General features: G+C 36.0%; 22 protein-coding genes. 5 read left to right on the forward strand and 17 right to left on the reverse strand.

The genetic code is table 11. The features are described from left to right. Positions 1 to 5: 5 nt before the first annotated feature. The 6 genes from VBZ51_RS12800 to VBZ51_RS12825 form a co-directional block, all read right to left on the reverse strand. The gene (locus tag VBZ51_RS12800) at positions 6 to 1049 is read right to left on the reverse strand and encodes a serine hydrolase domain-containing protein (RefSeq protein ID WP_054557953.1); all 1044 of its coding nucleotides are present in this window, start codon (positions 1047 to 1049) and stop codon (positions 6 to 8) included. A gap of 39 nt (positions 1050 to 1088) precedes the next feature. Continuing rightward, the gene (locus tag VBZ51_RS12805) at positions 1089 to 1943 is read right to left on the reverse strand and encodes a CPBP family intramembrane glutamic endopeptidase (protein ID WP_054557954.1); all 855 of its coding nucleotides are present in this window, start codon (positions 1941 to 1943) and stop codon (positions 1089 to 1091) included. A 126-nt stretch (positions 1944 to 2069) separates the two neighbouring features. Next, positions 2070 to 3179: an acyltransferase family protein gene (locus VBZ51_RS12810; protein ID WP_054557955.1), complete on the reverse strand. Its 1110-nt coding sequence runs from the start codon at positions 3177 to 3179 to the stop codon at positions 2070 to 2072. A gap of 21 nt (positions 3180 to 3200) precedes the next feature. Continuing rightward, a complete protein-coding gene (locus VBZ51_RS12815; protein WP_241240865.1) occupies positions 3201 to 3851 on the reverse strand; it encodes an ankyrin repeat domain-containing protein in 651 nt (216 codons plus the stop codon). A gap of 139 nt (positions 3852 to 3990) precedes the next feature. Further along, on the reverse strand, positions 3991 to 4647 hold the full coding sequence (locus VBZ51_RS12820) for a hypothetical protein (RefSeq protein ID WP_241240866.1): 657 nt from the start codon (positions 4645 to 4647) through the stop codon (positions 3991 to 3993). A gap of 86 nt (positions 4648 to 4733) precedes the next feature. Continuing rightward, the gene (locus VBZ51_RS12825) at positions 4734 to 4859 is read right to left on the reverse strand and encodes a hypothetical protein (protein ID WP_257786209.1); all 126 of its coding nucleotides are present in this window, start codon (positions 4857 to 4859) and stop codon (positions 4734 to 4736) included. A gap of 436 nt (positions 4860 to 5295) precedes the next feature. On the opposite strand from VBZ51_RS12825, the gene VBZ51_RS12830 reads away from it, so the two are divergent. Then, positions 5296 to 7347, forward strand: a complete 2052-nt coding sequence (locus tag VBZ51_RS12830; protein WP_054557957.1) for a helix-turn-helix domain-containing protein — start codon at positions 5296 to 5298, stop codon at positions 7345 to 7347. A gap of 1158 nt (positions 7348 to 8505) precedes the next feature. Beyond that, positions 8506 to 8997 (forward strand): DUF1572 domain-containing protein, encoded by a 492-nt coding sequence (locus tag VBZ51_RS12835; RefSeq protein WP_416577164.1) that lies wholly within the window; start codon positions 8506 to 8508, stop codon positions 8995 to 8997. A 40-nt stretch (positions 8998 to 9037) separates the two neighbouring features. Here VBZ51_RS12835 and VBZ51_RS12840 read toward each other — a convergent pair whose 3' ends face one another. Further along, positions 9038 to 9523, reverse strand: coding sequence for an Lrp/AsnC family transcriptional regulator (locus tag VBZ51_RS12840; protein ID WP_416577165.1), 486 nt, complete (start codon positions 9521 to 9523; stop codon positions 9038 to 9040). A 136-nt stretch (positions 9524 to 9659) separates the two neighbouring features. Between VBZ51_RS12840 and VBZ51_RS12845 the strand changes: the two genes are divergently transcribed. From VBZ51_RS12845 to VBZ51_RS12855, 3 genes are all read left to right on the forward strand, one after another. Further along, the gene (locus VBZ51_RS12845) at positions 9660 to 10706 is read left to right on the forward strand and encodes a DUF1852 domain-containing protein (RefSeq protein WP_416577166.1); all 1047 of its coding nucleotides are present in this window, start codon (positions 9660 to 9662) and stop codon (positions 10704 to 10706) included. Between the two features lie 10 nt (positions 10707 to 10716). Next, a complete protein-coding gene (locus VBZ51_RS12850; protein WP_416577167.1) occupies positions 10717 to 11745 on the forward strand; it encodes a methionine synthase in 1029 nt (342 codons plus the stop codon). 90 nt (positions 11746 to 11835) lie between these two features. Further along, positions 11836 to 12666: a sulfite exporter TauE/SafE family protein gene (locus VBZ51_RS12855; RefSeq protein ID WP_416577168.1), complete on the forward strand. Its 831-nt coding sequence runs from the start codon at positions 11836 to 11838 to the stop codon at positions 12664 to 12666. 187 nt (positions 12667 to 12853) lie between these two features. Here VBZ51_RS12855 and VBZ51_RS12860 read toward each other — a convergent pair whose 3' ends face one another. From VBZ51_RS12860 to VBZ51_RS12905, 10 genes are all read right to left on the reverse strand, one after another. Further along, the gene (locus VBZ51_RS12860; RefSeq protein WP_416577169.1) at positions 12854 to 13645 is read right to left on the reverse strand and encodes an aspartate dehydrogenase domain-containing protein; all 792 of its coding nucleotides are present in this window, start codon (positions 13643 to 13645) and stop codon (positions 12854 to 12856) included. Positions 13646 to 13714: 69 nt separating this feature from the next. Continuing rightward, entirely contained in the window at positions 13715 to 15160 is a 1446-nt protein-coding gene (locus tag VBZ51_RS12865) for an SLC13 family permease (RefSeq protein ID WP_416577170.1), read from the reverse strand. A 1-nt stretch (position 15161) separates the two neighbouring features. Further along, a complete protein-coding gene (locus VBZ51_RS12870; RefSeq protein WP_416577171.1) occupies positions 15162 to 15974 on the reverse strand; it encodes an aspartate/glutamate racemase family protein in 813 nt (270 codons plus the stop codon). Between the two features lie 36 nt (positions 15975 to 16010). Next, positions 16011 to 16901 carry a BPSS1187 family protein gene (locus VBZ51_RS12875; RefSeq protein ID WP_416577172.1) on the reverse strand — a complete coding sequence of 297 codons (891 nt, stop codon included), beginning with the start codon at positions 16899 to 16901 and terminating at the stop codon, positions 16011 to 16013. Between the two features lie 15 nt (positions 16902 to 16916). Beyond that, positions 16917 to 17783 (reverse strand): creatininase family protein, encoded by an 867-nt coding sequence (locus VBZ51_RS12880; protein ID WP_416577173.1) that lies wholly within the window; start codon positions 17781 to 17783, stop codon positions 16917 to 16919. Between the two features lie 49 nt (positions 17784 to 17832). Next, positions 17833 to 18774 (reverse strand): MBL fold metallo-hydrolase, encoded by a 942-nt coding sequence (locus VBZ51_RS12885; protein WP_416577174.1) that lies wholly within the window; start codon positions 18772 to 18774, stop codon positions 17833 to 17835. 22 nt (positions 18775 to 18796) lie between these two features. Further along, positions 18797 to 20830: an amidohydrolase family protein gene (locus tag VBZ51_RS12890; protein ID WP_416577175.1), complete on the reverse strand. Its 2034-nt coding sequence runs from the start codon at positions 20828 to 20830 to the stop codon at positions 18797 to 18799. Between the two features lie 46 nt (positions 20831 to 20876). Continuing rightward, complete coding sequence (locus tag VBZ51_RS12895) at positions 20877 to 21998, reverse strand: FG-GAP repeat domain-containing protein (RefSeq protein ID WP_416577176.1); 1122 nt, start codon at positions 21996 to 21998, stop codon at positions 20877 to 20879. A 6-nt stretch (positions 21999 to 22004) separates the two neighbouring features. Next, the gene (locus VBZ51_RS12900) at positions 22005 to 24002 is read right to left on the reverse strand and encodes an amidohydrolase family protein (protein WP_416577177.1); all 1998 of its coding nucleotides are present in this window, start codon (positions 24000 to 24002) and stop codon (positions 22005 to 22007) included. 47 nt (positions 24003 to 24049) lie between these two features. Continuing rightward, on the reverse strand, positions 24050 to 25204 hold the full coding sequence (locus VBZ51_RS12905; RefSeq protein ID WP_416577178.1) for a dipeptidase: 1155 nt from the start codon (positions 25202 to 25204) through the stop codon (positions 24050 to 24052). Between the last annotated feature and the right edge of the window lie 76 nt (positions 25205 to 25280).

Here is a 25280-nt window from a genome sequence, read left to right on the forward strand (position 1 = left end):
ATTGGTTACTTTCTCCTTTTCAGGATTTTTACAATTCTATTATTAATTTTTTCTGATACGTTCCAAGAGTATCCGCCACTGGTATTTACAAATTGAACAACAACAGCATCAATATCCTTGTGATACTTGGCAATACTGCTGTAACCTGGTAATAATCCTGTATGTTCATATACATAGATTGACGAATAGATAGCTTGTTCCTTATCATTGAGCAAGGAGCCGTCGTTCAACGCCCTCAAGAATATACCCACATCCTCTGCTGTAGCCACCATGGAGCCGGCAGGGCTTACAAAATCATTTGGCTTTAGGTCTGGCTCATAATCCACGGCATATCCGCTCATTACATCGTCTAAATTCACTTCACTTAGCAAACTGTAGGTGTGGTTGAGCCCAAGGGGCATTAAAATTTCTTTTTTGATAAATTGGTGATGACTATATCCCAATGTTTTATCCAAGATTTCGCCAATCAACAGGTAATTGGTATTTGAGTACCTATATTTTTTATCCGGTTTAAAATCGGCTGGGGTATCGAGGACCAAATCGAGCGATTCTTTGGTGTTTTTCGAATAATCGTTTATCCAAAAACCCGGAAAGTCAGTATAGTTCGGAATACCACTCCGATGTTGCACCATCATTCTCAAGGTGATTTTATCCGCATTTTCAATTCGTCCCACCAGTTCCGGCATATAATCAGCGAGCGTTTTGTCTAAAGACAACTGATTGTCATTAACTAATTTTGCTACGGCAACAGCAACATACAACTTGCTAATGCTGGCAATCCGGAATAAAGCTTTTGGGTTGGCAGGAATCTTATTTTTTCGATTCTGCCAGCCAGCGGCATAAAATTGAGGTGGCTTGCCAGCTTGGTCTACATAAACAATCATGCCGTCCAATCCGTATACAATAGCATCATTGACCTGTTCCTGAACCGTATCAGGTAATGGTGTTAACAGTAATCTTAGCAAAATCCATGGTACAAAGAATAGTGAGCTGATGCTTGCCATAATTAATATGATTTTGAGTATTCGTTTTGATTGTTTCTTTGCCATAATACGGTTGTTTGTTTTTTCATTTTATTGTCTTAAAACCTATAGTTTCTCAACTTTCGCCTTTCGCCAAAAATAGATGGCAAATAGCGTCGTAATAATCGGTAGCATGAGTCCGTATTCATCTATCCAAAAAGTCGTGCAGTTATTTGTTATCGTCAACGGCGTGAAAATCTTCTGTATGAATATATTGTGTACGGAATGAAATAGGGCCGCAGGCCACAAGCTGTTGGATTTAAAAGTATAGTAGGCCAAAATGACCGAAATTGCAACTATCATTACGGTAAAAGCTGTAATGTGTAGCAACAGGTTTCCACTTCCCTTGTATATCAAAAAGATAATTGGCCAATGCCATATCGCCCAAATCAATCCGCTAATCATGGAAACACCACCAAAGGAAAATAGTTTCCGAAGTTCGTAGTTGAAGAATCCCCGCCATCCTATTTCCTCGCCCAATGTCGAACCAATGTTCTTTACAACACCAACAATAGATAAGAGAACAATCATAGTCAATAGTATAATTGTACTACTGAAACCTTCCATGCCTAATTCTTGCGACCACTCGGTGATAGTTTCCTGATTGAGCACATTTCCAAAACCGAAAACCCAAATCAATACATAGGCAATCATAATATAGGCTACCGGAATCACATAGGATAGGCGCAAATTTTTCAAACTTTTCAGACCCCAAGGAAGACTTGAAATCGGTCTTTTCAGTAGCTTCAATGTAATAAAGGCGGATAATGCGGGGCTCATCATTAAAGCCCCGACATAGATGCTTGTAGGGTTCAGCTTGAGTATTGCGTAATAACAGATAGTACTTAGCAAGGTCAAAATACCCAAAAACAACAGTATCGTTTTCCGGACTTCTTTGGGATGGCTTAATTTTTCCGACATTTTAATATTTTTAAAGAACACTTAATAAACCGAGGCTTGTTACATTTCAACTTTCAAGACTATCAAAAAAGTAACATTAAAGTATCTTAAAAAGTGTGACCAATCGTTCGGTTTTTTAAATTGGAACTAATTTGAAGAGTCCTTAATTTTTAGATGATACATTTTCATGAGCTTTTTTGCTTTATTGGATTTCCATTTAAGTCCAAACAATGGCTTTAAGAATCCAATCCTTTTAATAATAAATTCATAAATGAGATAGCAGGCTAAACCTGTAAAAGCTACAATACCTACGAATTTCAATAAGATAGGTATTTCCAATGGCAATATGAACATAGCCCCTGCGTACAAAACAAACATGTGTATGATATAAACAGGATACGCTGCTTGGCTCAAATAACTCAGGATTTTACTTGGTTTGTTCAAGTACTTATATCCGAGGCCGAAAACGCCGAAAATCCAACAATTGGATTCGATAGCCGTAAGATAACCGGGTGCTTCCGTCGCGTAATTAAAATATCTTATGCCGAACAGCACGGCGGCCAAACCAATATATAACCAGCGCCATTTTAAAACGGTCTGCCAGAATGTTTTACCACTGTACACGAAAAGAAAGCCGAAAAAGAAGGCCAAAAATCCAATAAAAAAGCCATGCCAAGTCTCCGCATATAGGGCGAATAGCTGGGGTTTTACCAGTAATGCTTCAAGCACAAAAAATATAGAAATCGACAAAGGCCCAACAGGATTACCCATGAATTTGGACAAGCCGTTTTTAAATCTTCCATTCTCGTTCTTTTTCAGATAGAAAAATAAGGGCAGTAACAGCAGGACGTATGCAAAAATATTCCCTAGAAACCATAAATGCCCTACATGCGGATAATAGCCCAACGGCATATCATAATACGTCTGAAAAATATACATGTGTAAGGTGGTTATGGCTATAAAGCCAAAGACGAAGGGTAAAAGAATACGCTTTGTCCGTTCCAGAAGCAATTGTTTCCAGTTTCTCTTGCGCATGGCAAAATAGAGCCCCATTCCCGAGACGTAGAACAAAAGTGGAATCCGCCAGACGTTTAACATGGTCATTGGTTTCCATAAACCTTCTAGAAATTCATCGCTTCTGATAAAGCCAATGAACATGGCCCAAGGTTGAAATACAATGGCGATGTGATAAATGAGCAGCAAGCCAATGGCAATAACCCTTAACCAATCAATATCATATCTTCTTTCAGTTTTCATCATGTTTAATTTTAAAATCGATTATTGCAACATCATTGCTATGACCGGGCGGGTTTTTTCGATTTCGGTCAACTCAATTTGTAAACCTATCGGCCCTAATTGCTGCTGTAGCATTTCATAAATGGGTTTTATTTCTGCAAATGGCCCCATAACACTTTCCCTTGGTGTCATACCAAAGTTGTTTTTAGCGGTCTTATCGGCTTTGGCATCAATAAGTGACTGTACGACTTCGACTCTACAAAAGAATGCGGCCGTATGCAAAGCTGTTGCACCATCGTTATTTTTAGCCGATAAATCCGCACCGGCATCAATAAGGGCTTGCGCAATTTTATGCTTTCCAAAGCTCGCGGCAGTGATTAGTGGTGTGGCCCCGGTCATAGGGTCTTTTTTGTTCAAATCTGTTCCTGCCGAAATATGCTGTTTAACGGCTTCAAGATTGTCCGATAGTATCGCTGTTTGAATATCCATTTCTGGTGCATCAACTACCGACTTGGTTTCGGTACTGGTGGTTACTTCGGTTTTTGATTTACTGCTTGTTTGACCACATGCGGTCGTAAGTAAAAGAAGGCCTAATGACATGTATCCCAAGGTTCTTAATGTGTTAATTCTAAATGGTTTATTCATGATTATGTTATTTAATTTTAATAGGTATTCGTGAATCTTTGATTTCATGATTATATTTTTTTGATTATTGCTATTATTTTTTCTTTAGTAAACGACCTCGGGGCAAGCCCGCAATGCATTCGTAGGAAACGGACTTTTAATTTCGAGGCAAGCCTTGGGATATTATACCCTTTGGCGGTGCAAATGATTAAAACCAGCTAAAGCCAATTCCTAAACTAAATTGCACCACCTCTCTGTCATTATTATTATCTAGCTTTACACCACCCAGGAGTAATTTGGATTGGACGTTTAAGGCAAATTTGTTTTTTCTGTACACTTCGTAACCCGTGCTCGCCATAACAGCTAAACCCGTATTCCAATCTTCATTTATGTTATCTTCAATATCATATAATGCAGGGCCATCTATGGCTAAACCGGCACCACCATGTATCCACCACCGGTCTTTTACCCAGTACTGAACAGAAGGTATAATGCCTCCAAAGTGCCTGTCGTTATCATTAAGCGTGTAAATCATTCCAGGTGCAGAAACGGTAACGGCTAAACGGTTGTTCAGCATATAGCCAAACTTTAATTCAGGAAAAGTGCCACCGCCTTGGGTATCATCAAAACTTTGGGTTCCAGCACTATCTTCTATACTGATTATACCGCCACCTAGACCAAATTCGAAGATAAAACCATCTCGGTTAAAGCTGTTTTGAGTGTTAGAAATGTTTTGTGCAAATGCTAGTGCAGATATTAAAGTAAAGGCAGCACACGCCACTTTTAACTTAGCTTGTTTTTTGATTGTTTTACTCATGTCTTTGTTATTTAATTTTAATAGGTATTCGTGAATCTTTGATTTCATAATTACATTTTTAATTATTGTTATAATTTTGTTATGGTAAGGGATAGACTTTGATTAGGGCCTACCCCTTTTTTCAAACCAACAAACTAGGCTTCTAAATGAAGGTAAGGTCTGGAATGTGACCAACGGATTCTCTTGCTGTCCTCAAAATGGGTAAAGAAAGTGAACCTTCTAGATTCCGTTGGCGATTGATTGATGCCCGTTTTACTCATGGCTTTGTTATTTAATTTTTATAGGTATTCGTGAATCTTCGATTTCATGACTGTGTTGTTTTTTGATTTTTTCATATTGATCGTGATTAGCGGTTAAAGTTTCTGTACTGTGCCCATTGGGTTCTTTTGCTTGCGCTAAAGGATGAGAAGTACTGTCCTGTTCTTGACTCCGTTGCTGTTCTTGTGATTGATGCTTTCATAATTATTGTTTTAAATTGTTCGTTATGATTTTTGATGTTACAAAGGTGCTATAGAACTTGCAGCAACCTGTAGGAGCTATGCGCAGAACTATGTAAAGTTTCAGGAGGGCATAAAAATTATGGCGCGGCAATGTAACTTATGACGCAAAAGATGCTTTTTCCTCTAAATCGATGGCCGTTGGCGATAACGCATAATTCTCTATATTTTCCCTAATTTAGAGCCAGCAAAAAACAACATGTCAAATCCATCGGCCAAAAAACCAAACTTTATAGAACAAGCGGAAGCCCTAATTCTGGAAAATTTGGCCAACGAACAATTTGGGGTGTCCGAACTTGCGGAAGCTCTGCACATGAGCCGATCCAACCTGCTCCGGAAGATCAAGAAACAGACACAGCTTTCTGCAAGCCAGTTTATACGTCAAGTCCGTCTTAAGGAATCAATGAAACTGCTAAAGGAAGATTCTTCAACGGTTTCCGAAATTTCATATCAAGTAGGTTTTGGAAGCACTTCCTATTTCATTAAATGCTTTCGAGAACAGTACGGATATTCTCCTGGGGAGCTTGGAAAAAGTGATGTAGAAGTTGAAATCGAACAGATTAAACCAAACTATTTGAAACTATACCAATGGCCGATTATTGCTGCAACATCCTTAGCACTGATACTTGTAGCCATAATACTGTTCAATAAAAAGGATGCTATAAATGAACCGAAAATTGAAAAATCCATTGCAGTATTGCCCTTTAAGAATGAGAGCAGCGATTCCACCAATCTTTATTTTGTAAACGGACTGATGGAATCTGCTTTGAACAACATTCAGAAGATTGAAGACCTGCGGGTCATCAGTAGAACCTCGGTAGAGAAATATAGAAAAACGGACAAGGGTATTCCAGAGATTGCCGAGGAGCTGCATGTGAACTACTTGGTAGAAGGTAGCGGTCAGCGTGTCGGTGATCAGGTGTTGCTCAACATACAATTGATCAACGCTTCTACGGACACCCCTATTTGGGTAGAACAGTACAGTCGGGAAGTTGAGGACATTTTTGAATTGCAAAACGACGTGGCCAAGAAAATTGCAGATGCCATTGCAGCCGTCGTAACACCGACAGAACTGGAGCAAATTGAAAAAAAACCAACTGAAAACCTATTGGCCTATGATTACTACCTACAGGCATTGGACCCTTATTATTCTCGCTCAGAAGAAGGCTTGGAAAAGGCCATTTCATTATTCGAAAAAGCTATAGAACAGGATCCAGAATTTGCCCTCGCCTATGCCAACATCGCTATCTCATACTATCTTCTAGAAATGTCGCAAATAGAGAAACAGTACACCGAAAAGATTAACAGCTTTGCGGATAAGGCCTTGCTTTACGATTCAAAATCCGCCGAAAGCTTGGTCGCAAAGGCCTTCTACTATATACAAACTAAGGAGTACAAATTAGCCTTACCACATCTTAATAAGGCACTGGAGTATAATCCTAATTCATCGTTGGCAGTACAAATGCTTGCGGAATTTTATTCGCATATGCTGCCCAATACTGATAAATACCTAGAGTACGCATTAAAAGGGGTTCAGCTAACCGTTGCTAGTGATTCCATTACTCAGAGCTATACGTATTTACAACTAAGTAATGCGCTTGTATCGTCAGGATTTGCAGATGAAGCTTTAAAATATATTAACAGTTCGTTGGATTATAATGCTGAAAATTTTTATGCTCCACATTTAAAGGCATTTATACTGTTCGCCAAGGACGGTAATATTGAGCGTACAAGGAATTTGTTGATAAAGGAATGGAAGAAAGATACGACTCGGCTTGATATTTTACAGGACATAGGGAAGTTGTACTACATCGAGGAAAATTATGACAGTGCCTACTTCTATTTTAAAAAATTTGTGGAAACCAGGGAAGCAAATAGTCTGGATATTTATTTACAGGAAAATGTCAAAATTGCACTGGTCTATAAAGAGATGGGATTGGACAAGGAAGCTGAGAAACTATTTAATGATTTCTCTGAATATTGCGAAGGAGATCAATCCATTTATAGAAGTGTGAATCTGGTTTGGAAATACGCTTATGAAGGAAAAATCAATGAGGCTATCGAACAGCTTAGAATATTTTCCGAAACAGAGAATTATCTGTATTGGTTTTTATTAATCGAAGATGAACCATTGATAAAACCATTAAAGAGCCATCCAGATTTTGAGGAAATTATGCAGAAAATTAAGGATAGATTTTGGAAAAATCAGGCCGAGTTAAAAATATCTCTGGATGAAGAAGGCTTGCTATAATCCGTTAAAAAGCTTAGCTATTAATTCAAGGTTTTCACATAACGTAATTCCAAGTACCGTTTCATTTTATTCTTATTGTTTTTTATAACTTCCTTTTTCTACAAATTCTATCTTTTATGAAGGTCACCTAGTGTAAGAACAATTTCAATTTATCATTACAGATTCTTTTTACCTCTAATCCCTTTTACGCGATAAACCTTTTTCTGGATTCCCCCGCTTACAATGGAATTAAAATTTGAGAATGTTGTTTTGACCGATTTGTTTACCTCTTAAAAGAATTATCCGGTCAAAAAAGCATTTTTAAGAAAAGACCAAAAGATAAAACCTTTTAAAATCAATTAATTATTAGGTTTTAAATGTTAAGAAATATTAAAATAGAGTTAGCAGGATTCGAACCCCTATCTATTACTAATCTTCTCTTATTTAATATTGTGCACATTACAAATATTATTAGGAAAATTTATAGAAGTTCAATATTTTTATAAAGTAAACCGTATACGGTAGCGTATACGGTTTACACTAATACAGTAAAAATATATTTAATAACTACTTGTTTTTCAATAGGTTGTAAAACTAAAAAATAGCGGTTAAAGTTCATAACCCGGAGGTCGGGGGATCGTGCCCCCCTCTCGCTACAGAAATAAAAGGCAGAATATAAACGGTTTAGCAAAAGCTAGACCGTTTTTTTATGCTCTAATTTCACCTAAGATTACTTTTTCTCACGAAAGTGAACACGTTTTAGAAAACGATTTGTCAACAAAACCAAATTTTTCAGTACCAAAAATCTACACTCCTAAATGTGATTTTTCAGAAAAACGGCACGTTTATTTTTCATTTTGAGACCAATTTATCATTGAAAGGAAAAAAAAACAGTTCCTGTGTATTGAGAAAGTCGACCATTAAAACGGAAATGATAATTATGACACAAAATTTACTAAAATACAGTTTTTTCACGCGCCCAATTGAAGATGACATTAACATACCGTACAGGAAATTAGAATTAGATCATAGTTCAACAAAAGCAAATGAAATTTACACCTATGTGGCGGAAACCTACATTAAGGATTTAAAAAATCGCTTATATTAGTTTCACACACAAACATGCAACTTTCTATATACAACCACTTCGTAAGTAATTTGACCAAATTGACGTAATAAATGAAATCAACAATAGCATTAGCCAATAGATTTAGAGAAATAATCCTCAATGGAACTTGGGTAGCGAATACTAATTATAAAGACCAATTAGTAAATTTGGATTGGAAAATTGCTGTATCAAAAATTGATTCTCTCAATACTATTGCACTATTAGCTCAACACGTACATTACTTCGTTAACGGAATTAAAAATGTATGTATTGGTGGAAATCTTGAAATAAGAGACAAACATAGTTTTGATTTTCCTGAAATAAGATCAAAAAGTGAATGGAAGTCTTTCTTAAGCAAATTCTGGGAAGATTCAGAACATCTAGCAAAATTAATAGCCCAATTACCTGAAGAAAAATTAAATCAAGAATTTGTGGATGTCAAATACGGAACCTTTAAAAGAAATATTGATGGATTAATTGAACATAGTTACTATCATCTTGGACAAATTGTATTGATAAAGAAAATAATAGTAGCAAAGCAAGGCATAAAAAACAAACTCTAAACTTAGAGAATAGAATATTTACACTACAAAGTACTACTAATTATATAGGTACCGCATAACTGTGTTTTATAACTCCAATGACAAAAGTACTATGCGCACTCCCAATATTCTTTACCGACCCTAACTCGTTAATCACAAAAGATTGATAGTGTTTCATATCCTCTACCATGATTTTTAATAAAAAATCATAGTCGCCCGAGATATTGTAACACTCTACCACTTCTTTAAGGGATACAATATCTTTCACAAACTTATTTCCTATTTCTTTAGTGTGCTCCTTTAAGGTGATGTTACAGAATACAGTTAATTGCTTACCAACTTTATCTGCATTAACAATAGCTGTATACTTTTCAATTAGACCTTCCTTTTCAAATCTTTTAATCCTTTCATAAACAGGTGTAGGAGATAAATTTACTCGTGCTGCAATTTCTTTAGTTGTCAATTTAGCATTGTTCTGAAGTATTCTGAGCAACTTCAAATCAATGATATCCAGATTTTCTAAAGAATAATTATCTGTTTTTTTCATTTTCACAATCATCAAAAGATAAAATTGCTACAATAATACAATAAAAAGATAAATCATCTAACTTTTAGCTATTACTAATTTAATTCATCTTTTAATTTCAATTTTGTAAGACATAAAAACTACAAATTATCTTTAGATGAAATCGGTCGTATTAAAAAATCCAGAGGTCAACAAAAAGAAAGCAATTGAACACTCGCATAAAACCATTAATAATGATGTTGAATTCCAAATAAAGCGAACTTATTTCAACGAAAATTATATTCCGTCCAATAGTACTCGTACAACAACCAACTTTGCCAACTTGGCAAGAGGAGAAAATCGTCAAAAGAACTTACGTAGCACTATTCAAATGATCAACAATCGTTTCAATAGCTTAGCAAAATGGGATAACCCCAATTATGATAGATATTCCCTTGATTTAGAAATTATCTCGGTAGATATAGATATTGATGCCAGTGGAAAAACATTTCCATCAATAGAAGTATTGAGAACATATATCAACGACCACAAAACAGGTAAACGCATTGAAGGTATTGTTGGGAATAATTTTTCTTCTTATGTGCGAGATTATGATTTTAGCATTTTACTCTCTGAACATAATAAGGGCAAAAACAACAATAGCATTCCAGATAATTTTGGTGAATTACACGGAAATATATTTAAGTGCTTTGTAAACTCTGAAACCTATAGAGAACACTTTTCAAAACCTCCTGTGATATGCTTAAGTGTATCAAGCAACAAAACATATCATCGTACTGGAAATCACCACCCCATATTAGGTTTTGAATACGAAGGCAATAAGTCTTCCTTAACCGAAGAATATTTTGATAAAATGGGATTAAAGGTTCGTTATTTTATACCACCAAACAGCGTTGCTCCATTGGCTTTTTACTTCTTTGGCGACCTATTATCAGATTACACGAACCTTGAATTAATTAGTACTATAAGTACAATGGAGACCTTTCAAAAGATCTATAGGCCTGAAATTTATAACGCTAATGCTGTTGCAGGACTTTACTATAATCCAAGTTTACATAATCAAGACCATTCTTTAACAACTATTGCATACGACAGAGAAGAGCGAACTAGGTTAGGAATAGAGCAAGGTAAATTTGCTGAAGAGCATTTTATAAAGCCTTATAAAAACATCCTAGAACAGTGGTCTGCTAACTTCACTATTTAATTATTTAATTATGAAAAATGTATTACCGACATCCACTGTTGGAAGTTTACCCAAACCTGCTTGGCTTGCACCACCCGAAAAACTTTGGTCACCATGGAAACTAGAGGGTGATGAACTCATTGAAGGGAAACAAGATGCTTTACGCGTCTCTCTACATGAACAACAACTGGCAGGAATTGACATTATCAGTGATGGTGAGCAAACTCGTCAACATTTTGTAACTACTTTTATTGAGCATTTAAGTGGTGTAGATTTTAAAAATCGTAAAACGGTAAAAATTCGTAACCGTTATGATGCAAGTGTTCCTGTTGTTGTAGATGAAGTTACTCGTCAAAAAGCAGTTTTTGTTGATGATGCCAAATTTCTACGTAAACAGACCGATAAACGTATAAAATGGGCTTTACCGGGACCAATGACAATGGTAGACACATTGTACGACGACCATTACCAAAGTCGAGAAAAATTGGCGTGGGAATTTGCGAAAGCACTCAACCAAGAAGCAAGAGAACTTCAAGATGCAGGGGTAGATATTATACAGTTTGATGAACCAGCATTCAATGTTTTCTTTGATGATGTAAATGATTGGGGAATGGCAACATTAGAAAGGGCTATTGAAGGTTTAAATTGCGAAACCGCAATACATATTTGCTACGGTTACGGAATAAAAGCGAACAATGATTGGAAAAAGACATTGGGTTCAGAGTGGCGACAATACGAAGAAATTTTCCCTAAAATTCAAAAGTCCAATATTGATATGGTTTCTTTGGAATGCCATAACTCACACGTACCTTTTCATCTAATGGAACTAATTCAAGGTAAAAAAATAATGGTAGGTGCCATAGATGTGGCAACCAATACTATTGAAACACCAGAGGAAGTAGCTGATACACTGCGTAAAGCTCTTGAGTTTGTAGCTATAGAAAACCTATATCCTAGCACAAACTGTGGTATGGCACCGCTTTCTAGAAACGTAGCACTAGGCAAGTTAAGTGCTTTAAGTGCGGGAGCTGAAATTATACGCAAAGAAGTTGGCTTTTAATTGGAAAATAGTATTCATTTATCGCTTAATTTTACCTTTTGAAAGTCAAAATGAATACCTAAAAAATAATTGACTCATTACAAATTACTTATGGATATATTTATTCTTTATTATTTAGCTGCTGGTGCTTTTGCTGGACTTTTAGCTGGCTTGTTTGGTATTGGCGGAGGTATGATAATTGTACCCGCTTTAATATACATTTTTAAAGCACAAGGCGTTCCTAGTGCTGCACTTACTCATGTGGGTATAGGTACATCTCTTGCCACTATAATTGTTACATCAATTAGTTCACTCCGCGCACACAATAGTAAAGGTGCCGTAAATTGGAATGTATGGAAACGCATGGCGCCAGGATTGGTAATTGGCTCCTTGACCGGCGCTGCAGTTGCCTCCGTTATTCATGGCAACTCCCTTCAGGTAATTATTGGTGTAGGTGCTTTTTTAGTAGGGTTAAAAATGTTGTTCATGAAAAATAAATCATTACAAGAAAACGACTTAAGCAAACTGCCCTCACCTATTGGGCAAACCGGTTTAGGAGGTTTTATAGGTGCTATTTCTGCTATTTTTGGTATTGGCGGTGGATCATTGACCGTTCCTATATTAAGCTATTATGGTTTAAAAATTCAGCATGCGGTTGGTACATCTGCCGCATGTGGCTTACCTATTGCTTGTGCTGGAGCAATAGGATTTCTAGTTTTTGGTCAATTTATTGACCCCAATGTAAAACAAGATTTACCAAATGGCGTATTAGGGTTTGTACACATGTATGCGTTTATATGTGTGAGTTTTGCTAGCTTTTTCACTGCACGAATAGGCGCAAAACTTGCTCACAAATTACCTGGGGCAACACTGAAAAAAGCATTCGCCGTATTATTGTTAATTGTTGGGGTTAAACTAATATTAAATTCTGATGTAATTTAATTCCCATAGTGAACCCCTTTTTCTTGGTATATTTAGCCGTAAAGGTTATCTCTAGAAAATATTTCAATATACCTATAACAGAAAATTCCAGGTACTTGTAATAGAGAAATACATTATCAATGATCATACTGGACCAAACATAGTTTTAAAAACAACATTCGGTAGCGATAAAATATCAACTTAAGAATTAACTGATTTTAACTGTAGCGTTCAAATTGCTTAGTACACTCACCACACTTTTAATGGCTAAAAAACTTGTTTTTGGGTTATTTGGGCTTGGTTTATTCTCGGTACGCGTATAAATTTTACCAAAACCACCTTCACAAGTAATCTCATGCATATTACTACTAGCATTGGGATCGGCAACAATCTCAATCGTTAAGTTTTCGCATTTAGATGCAAAATATAAACTAGCCGCGACATTAATATTTTTAGGAAATTCATTTACCGCCTCACTTACCTTACCCTTCCAAATAGTTTGGCTAGTTTGTATTGAAGCTAAATCAATATTTGAGTTTTCAAAAAATGGTGCCCCTTCTAAACTTTTAGGATGTTTTGTTGTCCTTAAGGCTATTGAAGTTATTTCATCATTTACAGCCTTAATAGCATCAAGACCTGCAATGGCACCAACGGGTAAAATAACCTCGCATTTTTTCAATTGTGACAAAGCCATTTTATTTTCATAAAGTCCACCTGTACTAATGACAATTAGCTTCTTGCCTGTCTCATCTATTTCGGGAAATTTTAATAACTGAGTAACCACATCTTTTGTAGCACATTCAATAATAATATCAACATCGTTAATTAAATCTGCTGAAACTTCTTTTTTAAATTGAACAGGATGATCTTTAAAACCACATGTTTCTTTTGCAATCTCTTTACGTGCAACTATATATTTTAATTCGAAACTAGAATTTGCACAGATCCAATCTGCCAGATATTTACCTATGTTTCCAAAACCTATTAGGGCTATTTTCATATGCTTGATTTAATTGTAAAATGTATTATTCAGTTATTTAAAAACCTTTTAAACGTCTTTATATAACGGTTATAGTGATAAATCCCAAACCATTGGTAAAACAATATAGACGACTACAGTTAGTATAAGTATAGATATAATATTTAACCAAAAACCTTTTTTAACCATATCCTGCATTTCAAGATAACCAGAACCAAAAACTACAGCATTGGGCGGTGTAGCCACAGGTAACATAAATGCACACGATGCTGCCAAGGTTGCTGCTATCATTAAATAATAAGGGTGCACCCCTAAAACCGGCGCTAAGGATACCAGAACGGGCAAAAGAATTGCAGTGGTTGCTATGTTAGAAGTTATCTCTGTCATGAAATTTACTATTGAAATCAAGATCATTAATAACAAAAAGAATGGTAAAACTTGTAATGCAGATAACTTACTCCCAATCCAAAGTGCCAATCCGCTCGTATCAAAGCCCAAAGCCAATGTTAATCCCCCGCCAAATAGTAATAATATTCCCCAAGGTAGTTTAACGGCATCTTGCCAATCCATTAGTCTTTTACCTTTCTCACGAGTGGGTAAAAGAAATAGAATTACCACTGTCATCATTGCTATTATCGTATCATCCATCTTGGGTATAAAGCGTTGCAACAAAAATGAACGAGCGATCCACGCAAAAGCGGTTACGGCAAATACCACTAATACAGATTTCTCTTCATAACCCATTTTTCCCAAAGCTTTTAATCGCGCTGAAATTTCAGAACGCCCCCCAGGGAAATCTTTTTGTTTAAAGGTAAAAGCAAATCTGGTTAAGTAATACCAGCATAAGAAAAGTAGAATCATTGCGATAGGAAAACCTAGTACAAACCATTCTGAAAATGTAATTTCCTTACCAAAGGTTGTTTGCACAACTCCCGCTAAAACCAAATTTGTAGGTGTACCGATCAATGTAGCAATACCACCAATAGATGCACTATAGGCAATAGCAAGCATCAGTGCTTTACCAAAAATTTTATTCTCATCTTTTTCAGTATCTGGGTTATCATTTAATTGATATACAATTGCCATAGCAATTGGTAAAATGATTACAGCTGCCGCGGTGTTCGAAATCCACATGGACAGAAAAGCCGTTGCAAGCATAAAACCAAGTATGATATTGATAACGTTGGTACCAATAAGGTTGATAATGGTCAGTGCAATTCTCCTATGAAGGTTCCATTTTTCAATAGCTATGGCTAAAATAAATCCGCCCATATACAAGAAGATATATTTATGACCATAAGAAGTTGCCGTCTCCGTAAGACTTAAACCACCTGTTAACGGGAATAGTATTAAGGGCAATAAAGCAGTCACATATATAGGGATTGCTTCCGTTACCCACCATATAGCTACCCAAGCCACAGAGGCTAAAACAGCATTTGCCTCTTTGGACAAATCATCTGGAAGAAAGAAAAATAAAATTAAAAAGAAAACTAATGGTCCTAAAACACGACCGATATTCTGCTTAGAAAATTGCATATTATTTTTTTAAAATATAGTTCACACCTGCATCTGAATGAATCTTTGTTGTATTAAATACAGCGATATCCACATCCTCTGGAAAAATCATTAAAGGAAATTCGGTACACCCTAAAACCACTCCGTCGGCACCTTGCTCTTTGGCATTTTTAATGACTTCCATAACGTAATCTTTTGAAGATGGCACAATGTTGCCATAAGTAAGTTCCTCAATTATTATTCTATGTAACTCGTCTATCACCTTTTGATCTTCAGGTACCAATACTTCTATACCATTATCTTCAATTCTTTTAGTGATAAAGGTTTCTTCCATACTATATTTTGTACCTAAGAAAAGTACTTTTTTCACCTTTCTTTTATGAATCTCTTTAGCGGTAGCATCTGCGATATGAATAATTGGGAAATCAAGTTCCTTCTGAACCAGATCATATACCTTATGCGGTGTATTGGCACAAAATAGTACCGATGTGGCTCCACCTCTATGTAAACTATTAGCAGCATTTACAAGCATATGGGCAATGGAATCCCATTTGTTTTCTATTTGAAAACGATGAACCTCAGCCTGATTAAGTGTGTAAACCAACAATGGTGGATTGGTATTATTGCCATAATGATCATTCACTGATTGATTGATCATGCTATAATACTCTATTGTAGAATGCCAAGAAGTACCACCAATTAATCCTAATGTATTCATCTTAGTAGCTACCTTTTCTTTCATATCCGTTTTTATTACAACTTCTTTGTTTGCCTCTTTACACGACGTAAATAGTAATAGCAGTAAGCAGCAATATTGATATATTCTTTTATTCATGTATTTTAATTTTATCTCCAATTGATGCTTTTATAATTAATTACCTTTTCCAAGTAATGCTATCCACTGGTCTTTATAACCCAAATTTCGCACTCCGTTAGAGTGTGCCCGCTTACCCTTAGGTACATCCAGATCAAAACCATAAATATGATCTTCTGGTATATTCATGGCTTTATAGGTTTTTTCTATAGTCTCCGCCATAGGTTCTTTTTTATGAAACGTTCCATAATAGCGGTCTACAGGAGTAACACTGGCAGAAGAATACCAATTAGCAATTTCATTTTTAGCGGAATAATCCCACCCACCTGAAAAATCGATTACTCTAGCTACCAAATTTGTTTTTGCGATAAAGGCAGACATACCACCACCTTGAGATTGACCTGCCAAAGCTATTTCGTTCCATTTAGGCGAACCATTCTCTAAAAAACGGTTCCAATTACCCTGCTTATCATTTTCCGATAAATACATTAAAAGCTTGGTCAGCCTATTGACAATGGCATCATAAGATGCATCTTCAATGAGGGGAAATTCCGTATTACCATACACTCTCCAATTTCTAAAATCTGCTGCGCAGTTTGCATTTGCTTCTAGATTATCACCTTTACAAATTCTTGCAATGGCAGGGGTATTTATATATGACATATTAATTACAGCATACCCTTGTTCAATAGCGGTAGCGAATAAATTCTTAGGTCCTTTTAACGCAATACCATTGGTGCCTGGAATAAAAAGTAACAATTTACCCTGTTCATTAGAAGGATTATAAGCTATAAAATGAGGGGTATCGGCTTTTGTTATTCTATTGTCGGTTTCAGAGGGTTTGATTTTCAAAACCACTTGCGGCTTTGGAAAAAGAATACTGTCTTGAGCCTTAGCATTCACAAAACATAATAGCGTTAAAATGGGTAATAAGATTTTAATCTTCATAATAATTCTATGCTTTTATATAGTCTGTTGTGTTAACTCATTCCATTTATCAATAAAACCTGTACATGCAGCCACCATTTTTGAAACACGCTCTTCCCCTCTTTCTACCGTAGCTTGCTTAGGGTTTAATTCTCCCCAAACTCCGGTTTTTGTCATTTCTATGGTAGATGTTTTTTTACCTGTTTCTGCTGCTTTCAATGCTTCGGATAGAAATAACAACTTTGCAGTAGGTTCCTCTTTTATCACTTCTGGAAGCATTTTCTCTAAGTGTTTTGGAAGTTTCATTCCTGGATCGGTAGCTCTTTCAATTTCTACCAAACTGGGCATTAAATACAAACTATCACATGTTTCACTAACACCCGCATGCCTATCTAAGGAAGTGGTATTTTTCGTATTTTCTGGTTTAAGAAAAGGAGATACGGCTACACTAAAATCTACTGCAACAGCTGCCGTTTTTTGATTAATTTGATCTACGAGAAAAGTGGTGATGGCTCTATTACCACCATGTGAGTTCATAAATATAAATCTTTTAAAGCCGTTTTGCACCAAACTTTCAACCGTTTCCATATGCACTCTGACAATGGTCTCTGCACTTAAAGAAATTGTACCCGGAAAAGCCATATGGTATGGAGACTGACCAGCCATTAATACAGGCGCAACCAATACCTCTCGCTCTTGGGCAATAAGCTTACAAAGTTCTACACCGTTTATAAAATCTGTACCAATAGGCAAATGGCTAGAATGTTGCTCTAAAGCACCAATAGGTATAATAACCATATCTGATTGCTCCAAAAAGCTTTCTACCTCTGGCACCGTCATATGTGGTAAGTAATTTTTAATCTTAGCCTCTTTCCATAACGGATTGGTTTGTGCTGCTGCCATTATATAGTTTTATTAATGCTTATCGATTATTGATTTTTTAAATATATTTCTATTGAATAGTAATGGTCTCTAAATGAACCGGCACTATAACTTTAGTTGCTGGCGAAACTGCTTTTACTTCATCAATAAATGGCATTACCTTTTTCTGAATTGGGTCTTCTTGCGAAGAACCGTATGGTACCCTAAAATTATCCCAATGTGCAGGAATTATGGTTTTTGGATATCCGGTTAGCTCTAACAGCCTTTCAGTGTATTTATATATTTCCAAGCGAGACAGGTTAATACCCGGTATCAACACATCTGGTTTTAAACCAGCTACTTCTCGCTCTATAAAATTCATTGAACCCGAGGTAAGTATTTTGTGAGCATCAATACGTAACAAAAACATAAGAGAACCACCTTCTATAAATTCCTCAACCGTTAAAGGTATTTTTAGTTCCTCTGGATCCGAATATACTTTTGAATCAAAATAACGCTTATCACCTAATGCCGAATGAATAGAAGGTATTACCCTAATTGAAAAATTATCGAATTGATAGTCTTCACCACCTTTAACCGTAATCAATTGTTTTTCTGGGATTCCATATGCTTTTAAAATAGTAGCCGTAGTTTCGGTACCAACAACCACTGCACCGGTCTTTTTAGCGATAAAAGGCACATCTGCTAAGTGATCCGTATGTGAATGATGCACTAAAATATAATCTGCCTTGGTAATAATTTTATTTATGGCAACAGTATCAGATTCATAAACGTCATCACCACTATAAATTTTACGATCATCACCTTCTGCATAAAAACGAGGATTACCTTTTAGTTTAAGCCTAGATATATAAGGGTCTACTAAAATAGTGAGACTATCATTTGAAATTTCCCACCCTGCTACGCCAAGATACTTTAAATTAAGTTCTTGCCCACAAACAAAATGTACACTTGAACACAAGCAATAAAACAATAAAACTATTACTTTTCGTGAATTAGAAGTATTCTTCATATGGTTCTATTGGTTCTTATTATTAATCTCTGGTAGGTTTAAAATCTGCCGCAATCCATAACGGTTCACTTTCATAGTAGTTACCATTAGTCATTACAGAAGAAACAGTTCTTATATTATCTATATTCTCTAAAGGATTTTCATCAAGAATAGCTATATCTGCTTGTTTACCCACTTCTATGCTTCCAGTAACATCATCATAACCCATTGCTTTTGCAGGAATAATCGTTGCCATTTTTATTGCATCTAAAGGAGTAAGATTACCATATTTCACATAAGATTCCATTTCAAGAAATAAACCGAATCCTGGGGCAAAATTGTCCGTTCCCGCAACCACAGGAATACCGGCTTTATAGAATTTACCAATCACCTCTGCAGATTTAATAATATTCTGCTTTAATTTTTTAGCACGGGCTTCACCAGTCCCAGCTCTAAATCTTTTACTCTCGAAAAGTTCGTAAGCCATTCTGCCAGCATCTGGCTCAATAGTTTCCATTACCTGTCCTTTTGGTAAAGTACGTACCACACCTAACCCAAGAGTAACATCTAGAACGGTACCATGCTTTAAGTAAAATGCAATAGCATCATTAACCATTTCATCTGTCACCTCATTATCCACCATAAAAAATGGACCTAAATCAGATACTTTTTTATCTGTGAATAAAGCTGCTAAAATTCTATTGTAGTGACTAAGCATGTCCATACCACTTTCAACAGCTACACGAGCATCATTAACCAAGGCAGGTACATGCCCCGTTACTGTCATCCCAACTTTATGTGCCTCTTCTGCCAATACTTTTAAAATTTCCGGCTCTATGGATGTGTAAATTTTAATTTGCTCATACCCATTATCATGGTACAACTTAACCACCTCTTTTGCCTCTTCAGCTGAGCGTGCCCTAATTATTCCGTTACCTTTAATACCGGGTCCATCTGTCATTCCGGCTAAAAGTATATCTGGACCTGTAGCCCCATCTTTTGCAATAGCATCTCTAAAAGCAGTGGCAAACTCCAACTCATTACCATTGTCACGTATGGTTGTAACCCCACCAGCTAAATATGCCGGTGCCCATTGCACTTGATTAGAATGTGCATGCATATCCCACATACCAGGTATTAAAGTTTTACCAGACACATCTATTACTTTGGCATTTTCAGGAATAGTAATTTCGGGGGAACTACCTATTTGCTTTATTTTTCCATTTTCAATGATTATGGTCATGTTTTTCTGTACATCATCTTGTACACCATCAACTACATTACCCCCAACTAAAGCCGTAATTTCCGATTCCTCTCCTTTTAGTGCTGTAGTGTAATCTGTAAGTTGAGCCATTTGCTCTTCAACATTGCCTTTAATAAAAAGTGATTTGGCTTCTTCGTAGCCTTCTTTAATCAACTCTCTAATCTGGGTATTAGCCTTTACTACCGCTACCAAGTTCTTTGACTTATCTAACCAAATAGTTCTGCCTCCCCAGTTGATACCTTCCACAACGTACCGATCCAAGACTACATCTTCACCCTTAATTTTCACGATATCCTCTCCTTTATGGGTAAGAGATACTTCTCCTCTAGGCAAGGTTGGTATAGAGGAAGCATTATGCTGTTTGAAATAATAATGATATAGCATCATTTCAATTCCTGCCGGTATGTTACTGTTCACTAAAAAGAATGCATCTTTTCTATCGCTAACAACAACATCAAAATGTTTTTCCCAAACCGATACTTTGTCTCCCTGTATCTCCATTTTAATGATATTGGTAGTATCATTATTAGAAATACGACGACTGAAATACGATAAAGGTTCTAAATCGGTAGTCAAAAATAGTTTAGACTCTACTCCACTAATTCTCCCCCTTTCATTCTCCCCTTGTATAGAGGTAACCGTAATGGTGTCTTTAGTAGATGTAATAGAGTAAGACTCTTCCCCTATTTGTGATTGTCTTCGGTATACCAAAAACACACCTTCATCATTAAAATTTTGCCATTCTGAAGTTTCTGAAGAGCATGCGGACAAGAGTACTAGAAAAGTACACTTTAAAAGATTTTTCAAATTCATATGATTATGCTGGTTACTATATTTAATGTCTGTTTAAGATTGCTATTTAAGGAAATTTTGGAGTAAACCTATTGAAGTAATAACGGTTGATTTCGTCTGAGTTACTTTCAATGATGTCCAGTTTACCATCTCCATTGAGGTCAAAAACAGTAATATCGTAGGTATTAAAATTCTCTTTTGCCAATTGTATGCGCTCCCAATTGTTACCGTTGCCAGAGTTTATGAATACCACATTAGGCTTTTGAACATTAGCTATAATAATATCCATATCGCCATCATTATCTAAATCACCTAAAGAAATAGCGTAGGACTTATCAAGACTGGAATCAAATTCCATTTTACGCTGATAGCTTTGTTTTTTATCCCCGAAATAAATAACATTTGGCTCACCAATATTTGCCGTAACAATATCTAAAAACCCATCTTTATCAATATCTGAAATTGCTACGGAACGTGTAATATCCTTACCTGTTCCGTAAGGAATTTTCTTGGTGAACTTTAGATTACCTTCATTTAAATACACCATATTTGGTTGGTCATCTCTATTCGCCAAAATCAAATCAAGATTACCATCACCGTTCATATCAGCAACTTCCACATCTATGGTAGAATCTTCCTTATTTCCAAAACCGATGGATTTAGAAAAAGTTCCATCACCGTTATTAAGGCAAATTTCATTTTCTTTTCCCCTATTGGTAATTAAAATGTCATTATCTCCGTCTTGATCAATATCGGCCACCACTATATTTCTAGTTGGTGCATATGCTACACCAAAACTAGATGCTCTTTCAAAGTTTCCCTTTCCATCATTAATGAAGATATAGTTAGGTGCCATATCATTACCAACGGCAATATCTAAATCACCATCACCATCAAAATCGGCAAGTTCAGTAGAATAGGTAGTCTCACTTTCAAAGCCAAGTTCTTTTGAAACTGTAAAAACACCTCTTCCGTTATTTACAAATACCCTGTTTTGTCCTGGCCAGTGACGCCCGTTAGCCACCAAAATATCGGCATCACCATCATTATCTATATCACCGACACCTACGGAGGCCGTTCTTTCTTTATGTGTACCCAATATTAGTCTACCACTGGTAAAAAACTCAATTGATTGGGCATTAACCGCGCTTATTAAAAAAGAAAAGATTATTATAAGTTTAATTTTCATTGTTATCTATTTAAAGTGTTTAATACCCATTTTGTTGTAAAGCTCATCCGCATAAAAAATAGTACCTCCTTTTATGGTCCACTCTACCCTTCTAACATCACTAATATTTTCTACCGGATTACCATCAATAAGAATTAGGTCTGCGTTTTTACCAACCTCTATGGAACCCAAATAGTCTGACGTACCCGTAATTTTTGCTGAATTAATGGTCGCCATTTTTAATACTTCTGCTGCAGGTATACCCGTTGATTCATACAATTCTAATTCTCTATGGTATAAGAAGCCTGGTAAACCATCCGTACCCGGTACTATTGAAATACCTTTCTGGTACATATCATTTAATGCATTTAGCATATTCATGTAACTTTCCTTAAACAAAGCTGCTTTATCACCTTCTTTTGGAAGTCCTCCACTATAAAAAGCCCGTTGTTCAATCAGTGGTAATCTCTTCATGATTTTACTATACGTTGGACTAGGCACTCCCTTTTTGGAAATAAACATATTTTCAAAAAGAGATATCGTAGGATCAATTACAATATCCTTGGATTTTAATAAGGACACAAAATCCAGATACTCCTTAGATTTTAAATCCACATCCGCCCCATGGTTAGCTACCATAGTAAATCTTAAAGGAGTACGTGTATCAATAGTATCTGACATAAAATTTAAAAACAACATATTCATATGCTGAATTTCATTATACCCTTGCTCTATTGCTTGGGTTGCTGTCATATACGCCGGTATATGTCCACTTACACGCATATTTAGTTCGTGTGCTTTGGCTGCCAAAGGTTTAACCCATTCTGGTCTAATAGAACTATATAACTTAATTTGATCGTAATCTAAATCTTTATACGATTGAATTTCTGCCATACCTTCCTCCAAGTTATCAACTACGTTTCTTTGATTTGCAAAGGGTCCGGAACCGTCTATAATTCCACAAAAGATGACAATATTGGGACCTATAATTTCATTGTTATCAAACTGGGCACTTAACTGCTTTAATTGCTTATTATTAGCCATATCCCTAACAGAGGTTATACCACCTGCCAAGTGTAGCAGTCCCCTAAATTTGGTATTATGGGTATGCATATCAAACATACCGGGTAAAAGTGTTTTACCCGTACCATCTATTACCTGCGCAGTTCCATTTAAAACTTTTCCTTTGGATGGCTTTATGGATTTAATCTTTTTGCCCTCAATAAATACATCTTGATTATCAACAACAGTACCTTCAGGTGTAAAGACATTTACATTTTTGATAATTACCTTATCTATATTATTGGAAAGCTCTTTTGCAATTTTGAAAAGATATTCATCTTCATATGTACTCTGCAAGCTTTGTAATTCTTTTCTAAACGCTTTAAAATCCTCCCTAACGATATGCAGATTACCAGAAATACTAGCGATCATTTCATTATCCTTCATCCAGAGATATCTAGGAATCATTTCTAGCCCTTTGATCATTAATAGATTTAATGAAGTACTATCTGAAAGCGTTATTGAATACTGATCTACCAACTCTACTTCCCCTTCTGGATAAAGGGCAACTTTACTATTCTCAGATGCAGTTAAAAGCTGGGCAATAATTTCATACACCGCAGGTGATCCATCATGTCTAAAGTAAAGTGCCTTACCATTAAAATCGGCTTTATCTTCACTCATAGGATTTTTCCAAGAAGCAGAACCGTCAACACCACTAAAATTTTCAGAAATGGAATCTTTTAAATAGTTAACACCGGTAATAGATTCCGAAATGATGTAGTTGTCGCTATTCAGTTTTATCTCCTCAGTAACCTCTGGTCCACGTCCTCTATCCGTATAGGTATAAAAATATTTAAAGCTATTATCTGCCGTTTCCCATTTCTCATATTTACCGGCAAGTTTTTCACGAAACACAACATCGTAATTCGTTTTTTCACCACTTTCATTTTCCGATTTTGGAGCGTCTGAACAACTCACAAAACCTAAACATAATAGCGCAAAATATAATTGGTTTTTCATACTCTTGGTTAGAATTTATTATCTCTAATTTTATGGACAACTATTGATTATGGCTTTAAGGTCTCTTTGTAGAGTCTTAACCAGTTTAACCCTAGTATTTTTTCGATATCTCCTGTGCTATACCCTCTTTTATCTAAAACTTTGGCTACTTCCAAATACCTACTTGTTTTGTCAAGTTCAGGAATCCATGGTGGCCATTGAACTTTGTAAGACGGTTTAAAACGGGTTAATCTTGGTACATACCAATTTTCTCTTGTTGCACCATTGGCTTCTAGACCTTCTACAGGATAATCAGTTGCCAAACCAACATGGTCAATACCACCAATTTTAACTGCGTGGTCAATATGGTCAACATATGTTTCTAAGGTAGTATCCGTACCAAGGTTTGGACCAATCATGTAACCCAAACAAATAATACCCATTACACCTCCCTTGTCTGCCATGGCCTTGATCTGTTCATCTCTCTTGGCTCTTGGATGGTCTTTGTGCAAAGCTTCGCACATGGAATGGTTAATGGATACCGGTGCTTTACTATGGGCTATACCTTCATTGGTAGTCTGTTCTCCACAATGGGATAAATCTACAATAATACCCAACTCATTCATGCGGTCTACGACCTCTACCCCAAAATCCGATAGGCCACAATTGGTACGTTCAGTACTACCATCACCTAAATAATTTCGCTGATTATAGGTTAATTGCATCCAACGCATACCAGCATCATACAACGTATCTAGATTTTTAATGGATCTGCCAAGCATTGTTGCATTCTGAAAACCCAACATAACGGCAACCTTATCTTCCTTTTTGGCTTTATAATAATCCTCTACACTCGTAGCCAAAATAAGTTTATCAGAATTATTTTTTATAATATTTTGCCATTTGGTCAGGTTTTCCATTCCCCGGTTAAAATCACCGGATACTACAGAAGCATTAAAACCCGTATAACCAGTTTTGGCAAGAGCCTTAAACGACTTTTCATTCCAATTTCTGACAATGACCAATCCGTCATTTACAATAGCCTTTTTATATAATTTTTCAACTCCCTTTTCCCCTATGTTGTATAATAACTGCTTATTAAATTCTGAATTTGGATCAGTATCTATAGATTCTAAAATAGTATTTAACGAATAAGCAGCTTGACCAGGAAAGAATGCTCCTAAAGAAAGTAGTTTCGATAGATTTCTACGTTGTGTATTCATATGTTTTTCGATTTTTAAAGAAAAGAAATCCTATATTTTTAAGATAATAGAGTACACATTGAGAGAACCAATGCGG

Source organism: Maribacter sp. HS (assembly GCF_048059195.1).
In the GTDB taxonomy this organism is placed as follows: domain Bacteria; phylum Bacteroidota; class Bacteroidia; order Flavobacteriales; family Flavobacteriaceae; genus Maribacter; species Maribacter dokdonensis.

What these genes read in the sequence shown, in the direction of transcription:
- VBZ51_RS12880 (WP_416577173.1), bottom strand. Translation starts at nt 17,783, where the DNA reads ATGGCAGCAGCACAAACCAATCCGTTATGGAAAGAGGCTAAGATTAAA.
- VBZ51_RS12890 (WP_416577175.1), bottom strand. Translation starts at nt 20,830, where the DNA reads ATGAATTTGAAAAATCTTTTAAAGTGTACTTTTCTAGTACTCTTGTCC.
- VBZ51_RS12835 (WP_416577164.1), top strand. Translation starts at nt 8,506, where the DNA reads ATGAAATCAACAATAGCATTAGCCAATAGATTTAGAGAAATAATCCTC.
- VBZ51_RS12845 (WP_416577166.1), top strand. Translation starts at nt 9,660, where the DNA reads ATGAAATCGGTCGTATTAAAAAATCCAGAGGTCAACAAAAAGAAAGCA.
- VBZ51_RS12885 (WP_416577174.1), bottom strand. Translation starts at nt 18,774, where the DNA reads ATGAAGAATACTTCTAATTCACGAAAAGTAATAGTTTTATTGTTTTAT.
- VBZ51_RS12840 (WP_416577165.1), bottom strand. Translation starts at nt 9,523, where the DNA reads ATGAAAAAAACAGATAATTATTCTTTAGAAAATCTGGATATCATTGAT.
- VBZ51_RS12870 (WP_416577171.1), bottom strand. Translation starts at nt 15,974, where the DNA reads ATGAATAAAAGAATATATCAATATTGCTGCTTACTGCTATTACTATTT.
- VBZ51_RS12900 (WP_416577177.1), bottom strand. Translation starts at nt 24,002, where the DNA reads ATGAAAAACCAATTATATTTTGCGCTATTATGTTTAGGTTTTGTGAGT.
- VBZ51_RS12830 (WP_054557957.1), top strand. Translation starts at nt 5,296, where the DNA reads ATGTCAAATCCATCGGCCAAAAAACCAAACTTTATAGAACAAGCGGAA.
- VBZ51_RS12805 (WP_054557954.1), bottom strand. Translation starts at nt 1,943, where the DNA reads ATGTCGGAAAAATTAAGCCATCCCAAAGAAGTCCGGAAAACGATACTG.
- VBZ51_RS12855 (WP_416577168.1), top strand. Translation starts at nt 11,836, where the DNA reads ATGGATATATTTATTCTTTATTATTTAGCTGCTGGTGCTTTTGCTGGA.
- VBZ51_RS12810 (WP_054557955.1), bottom strand. Translation starts at nt 3,179, where the DNA reads ATGAAAACTGAAAGAAGATATGATATTGATTGGTTAAGGGTTATTGCC.
- VBZ51_RS12820 (WP_241240866.1), bottom strand. Translation starts at nt 4,647, where the DNA reads ATGAAATCAAAGATTCACGAATACCTATTAAAATTAAATAACAAAGAC.
- VBZ51_RS12825 (WP_257786209.1), bottom strand. Translation starts at nt 4,859, where the DNA reads ATGAGTAAAACGGGCATCAATCAATCGCCAACGGAATCTAGAAGGTTC.
- VBZ51_RS12815 (WP_241240865.1), bottom strand. Translation starts at nt 3,851, where the DNA reads ATGAAATCAAAGATTCACGAATACCTATTAAAATTAAATAACATAATC.
- VBZ51_RS12850 (WP_416577167.1), top strand. Translation starts at nt 10,717, where the DNA reads ATGAAAAATGTATTACCGACATCCACTGTTGGAAGTTTACCCAAACCT.
- VBZ51_RS12860 (WP_416577169.1), bottom strand. Translation starts at nt 13,645, where the DNA reads ATGAAAATAGCCCTAATAGGTTTTGGAAACATAGGTAAATATCTGGCA.
- VBZ51_RS12800 (WP_054557953.1), bottom strand. Translation starts at nt 1,049, where the DNA reads ATGGCAAAGAAACAATCAAAACGAATACTCAAAATCATATTAATTATG.
- VBZ51_RS12865 (WP_416577170.1), bottom strand. Translation starts at nt 15,160, where the DNA reads ATGCAATTTTCTAAGCAGAATATCGGTCGTGTTTTAGGACCATTAGTT.
- VBZ51_RS12875 (WP_416577172.1), bottom strand. Translation starts at nt 16,901, where the DNA reads ATGAAGATTAAAATCTTATTACCCATTTTAACGCTATTATGTTTTGTG.
- VBZ51_RS12905 (WP_416577178.1), bottom strand. Translation starts at nt 25,204, where the DNA reads ATGAATACACAACGTAGAAATCTATCGAAACTACTTTCTTTAGGAGCA.
- VBZ51_RS12895 (WP_416577176.1), bottom strand. Translation starts at nt 21,998, where the DNA reads ATGAAAATTAAACTTATAATAATCTTTTCTTTTTTAATAAGCGCGGTT.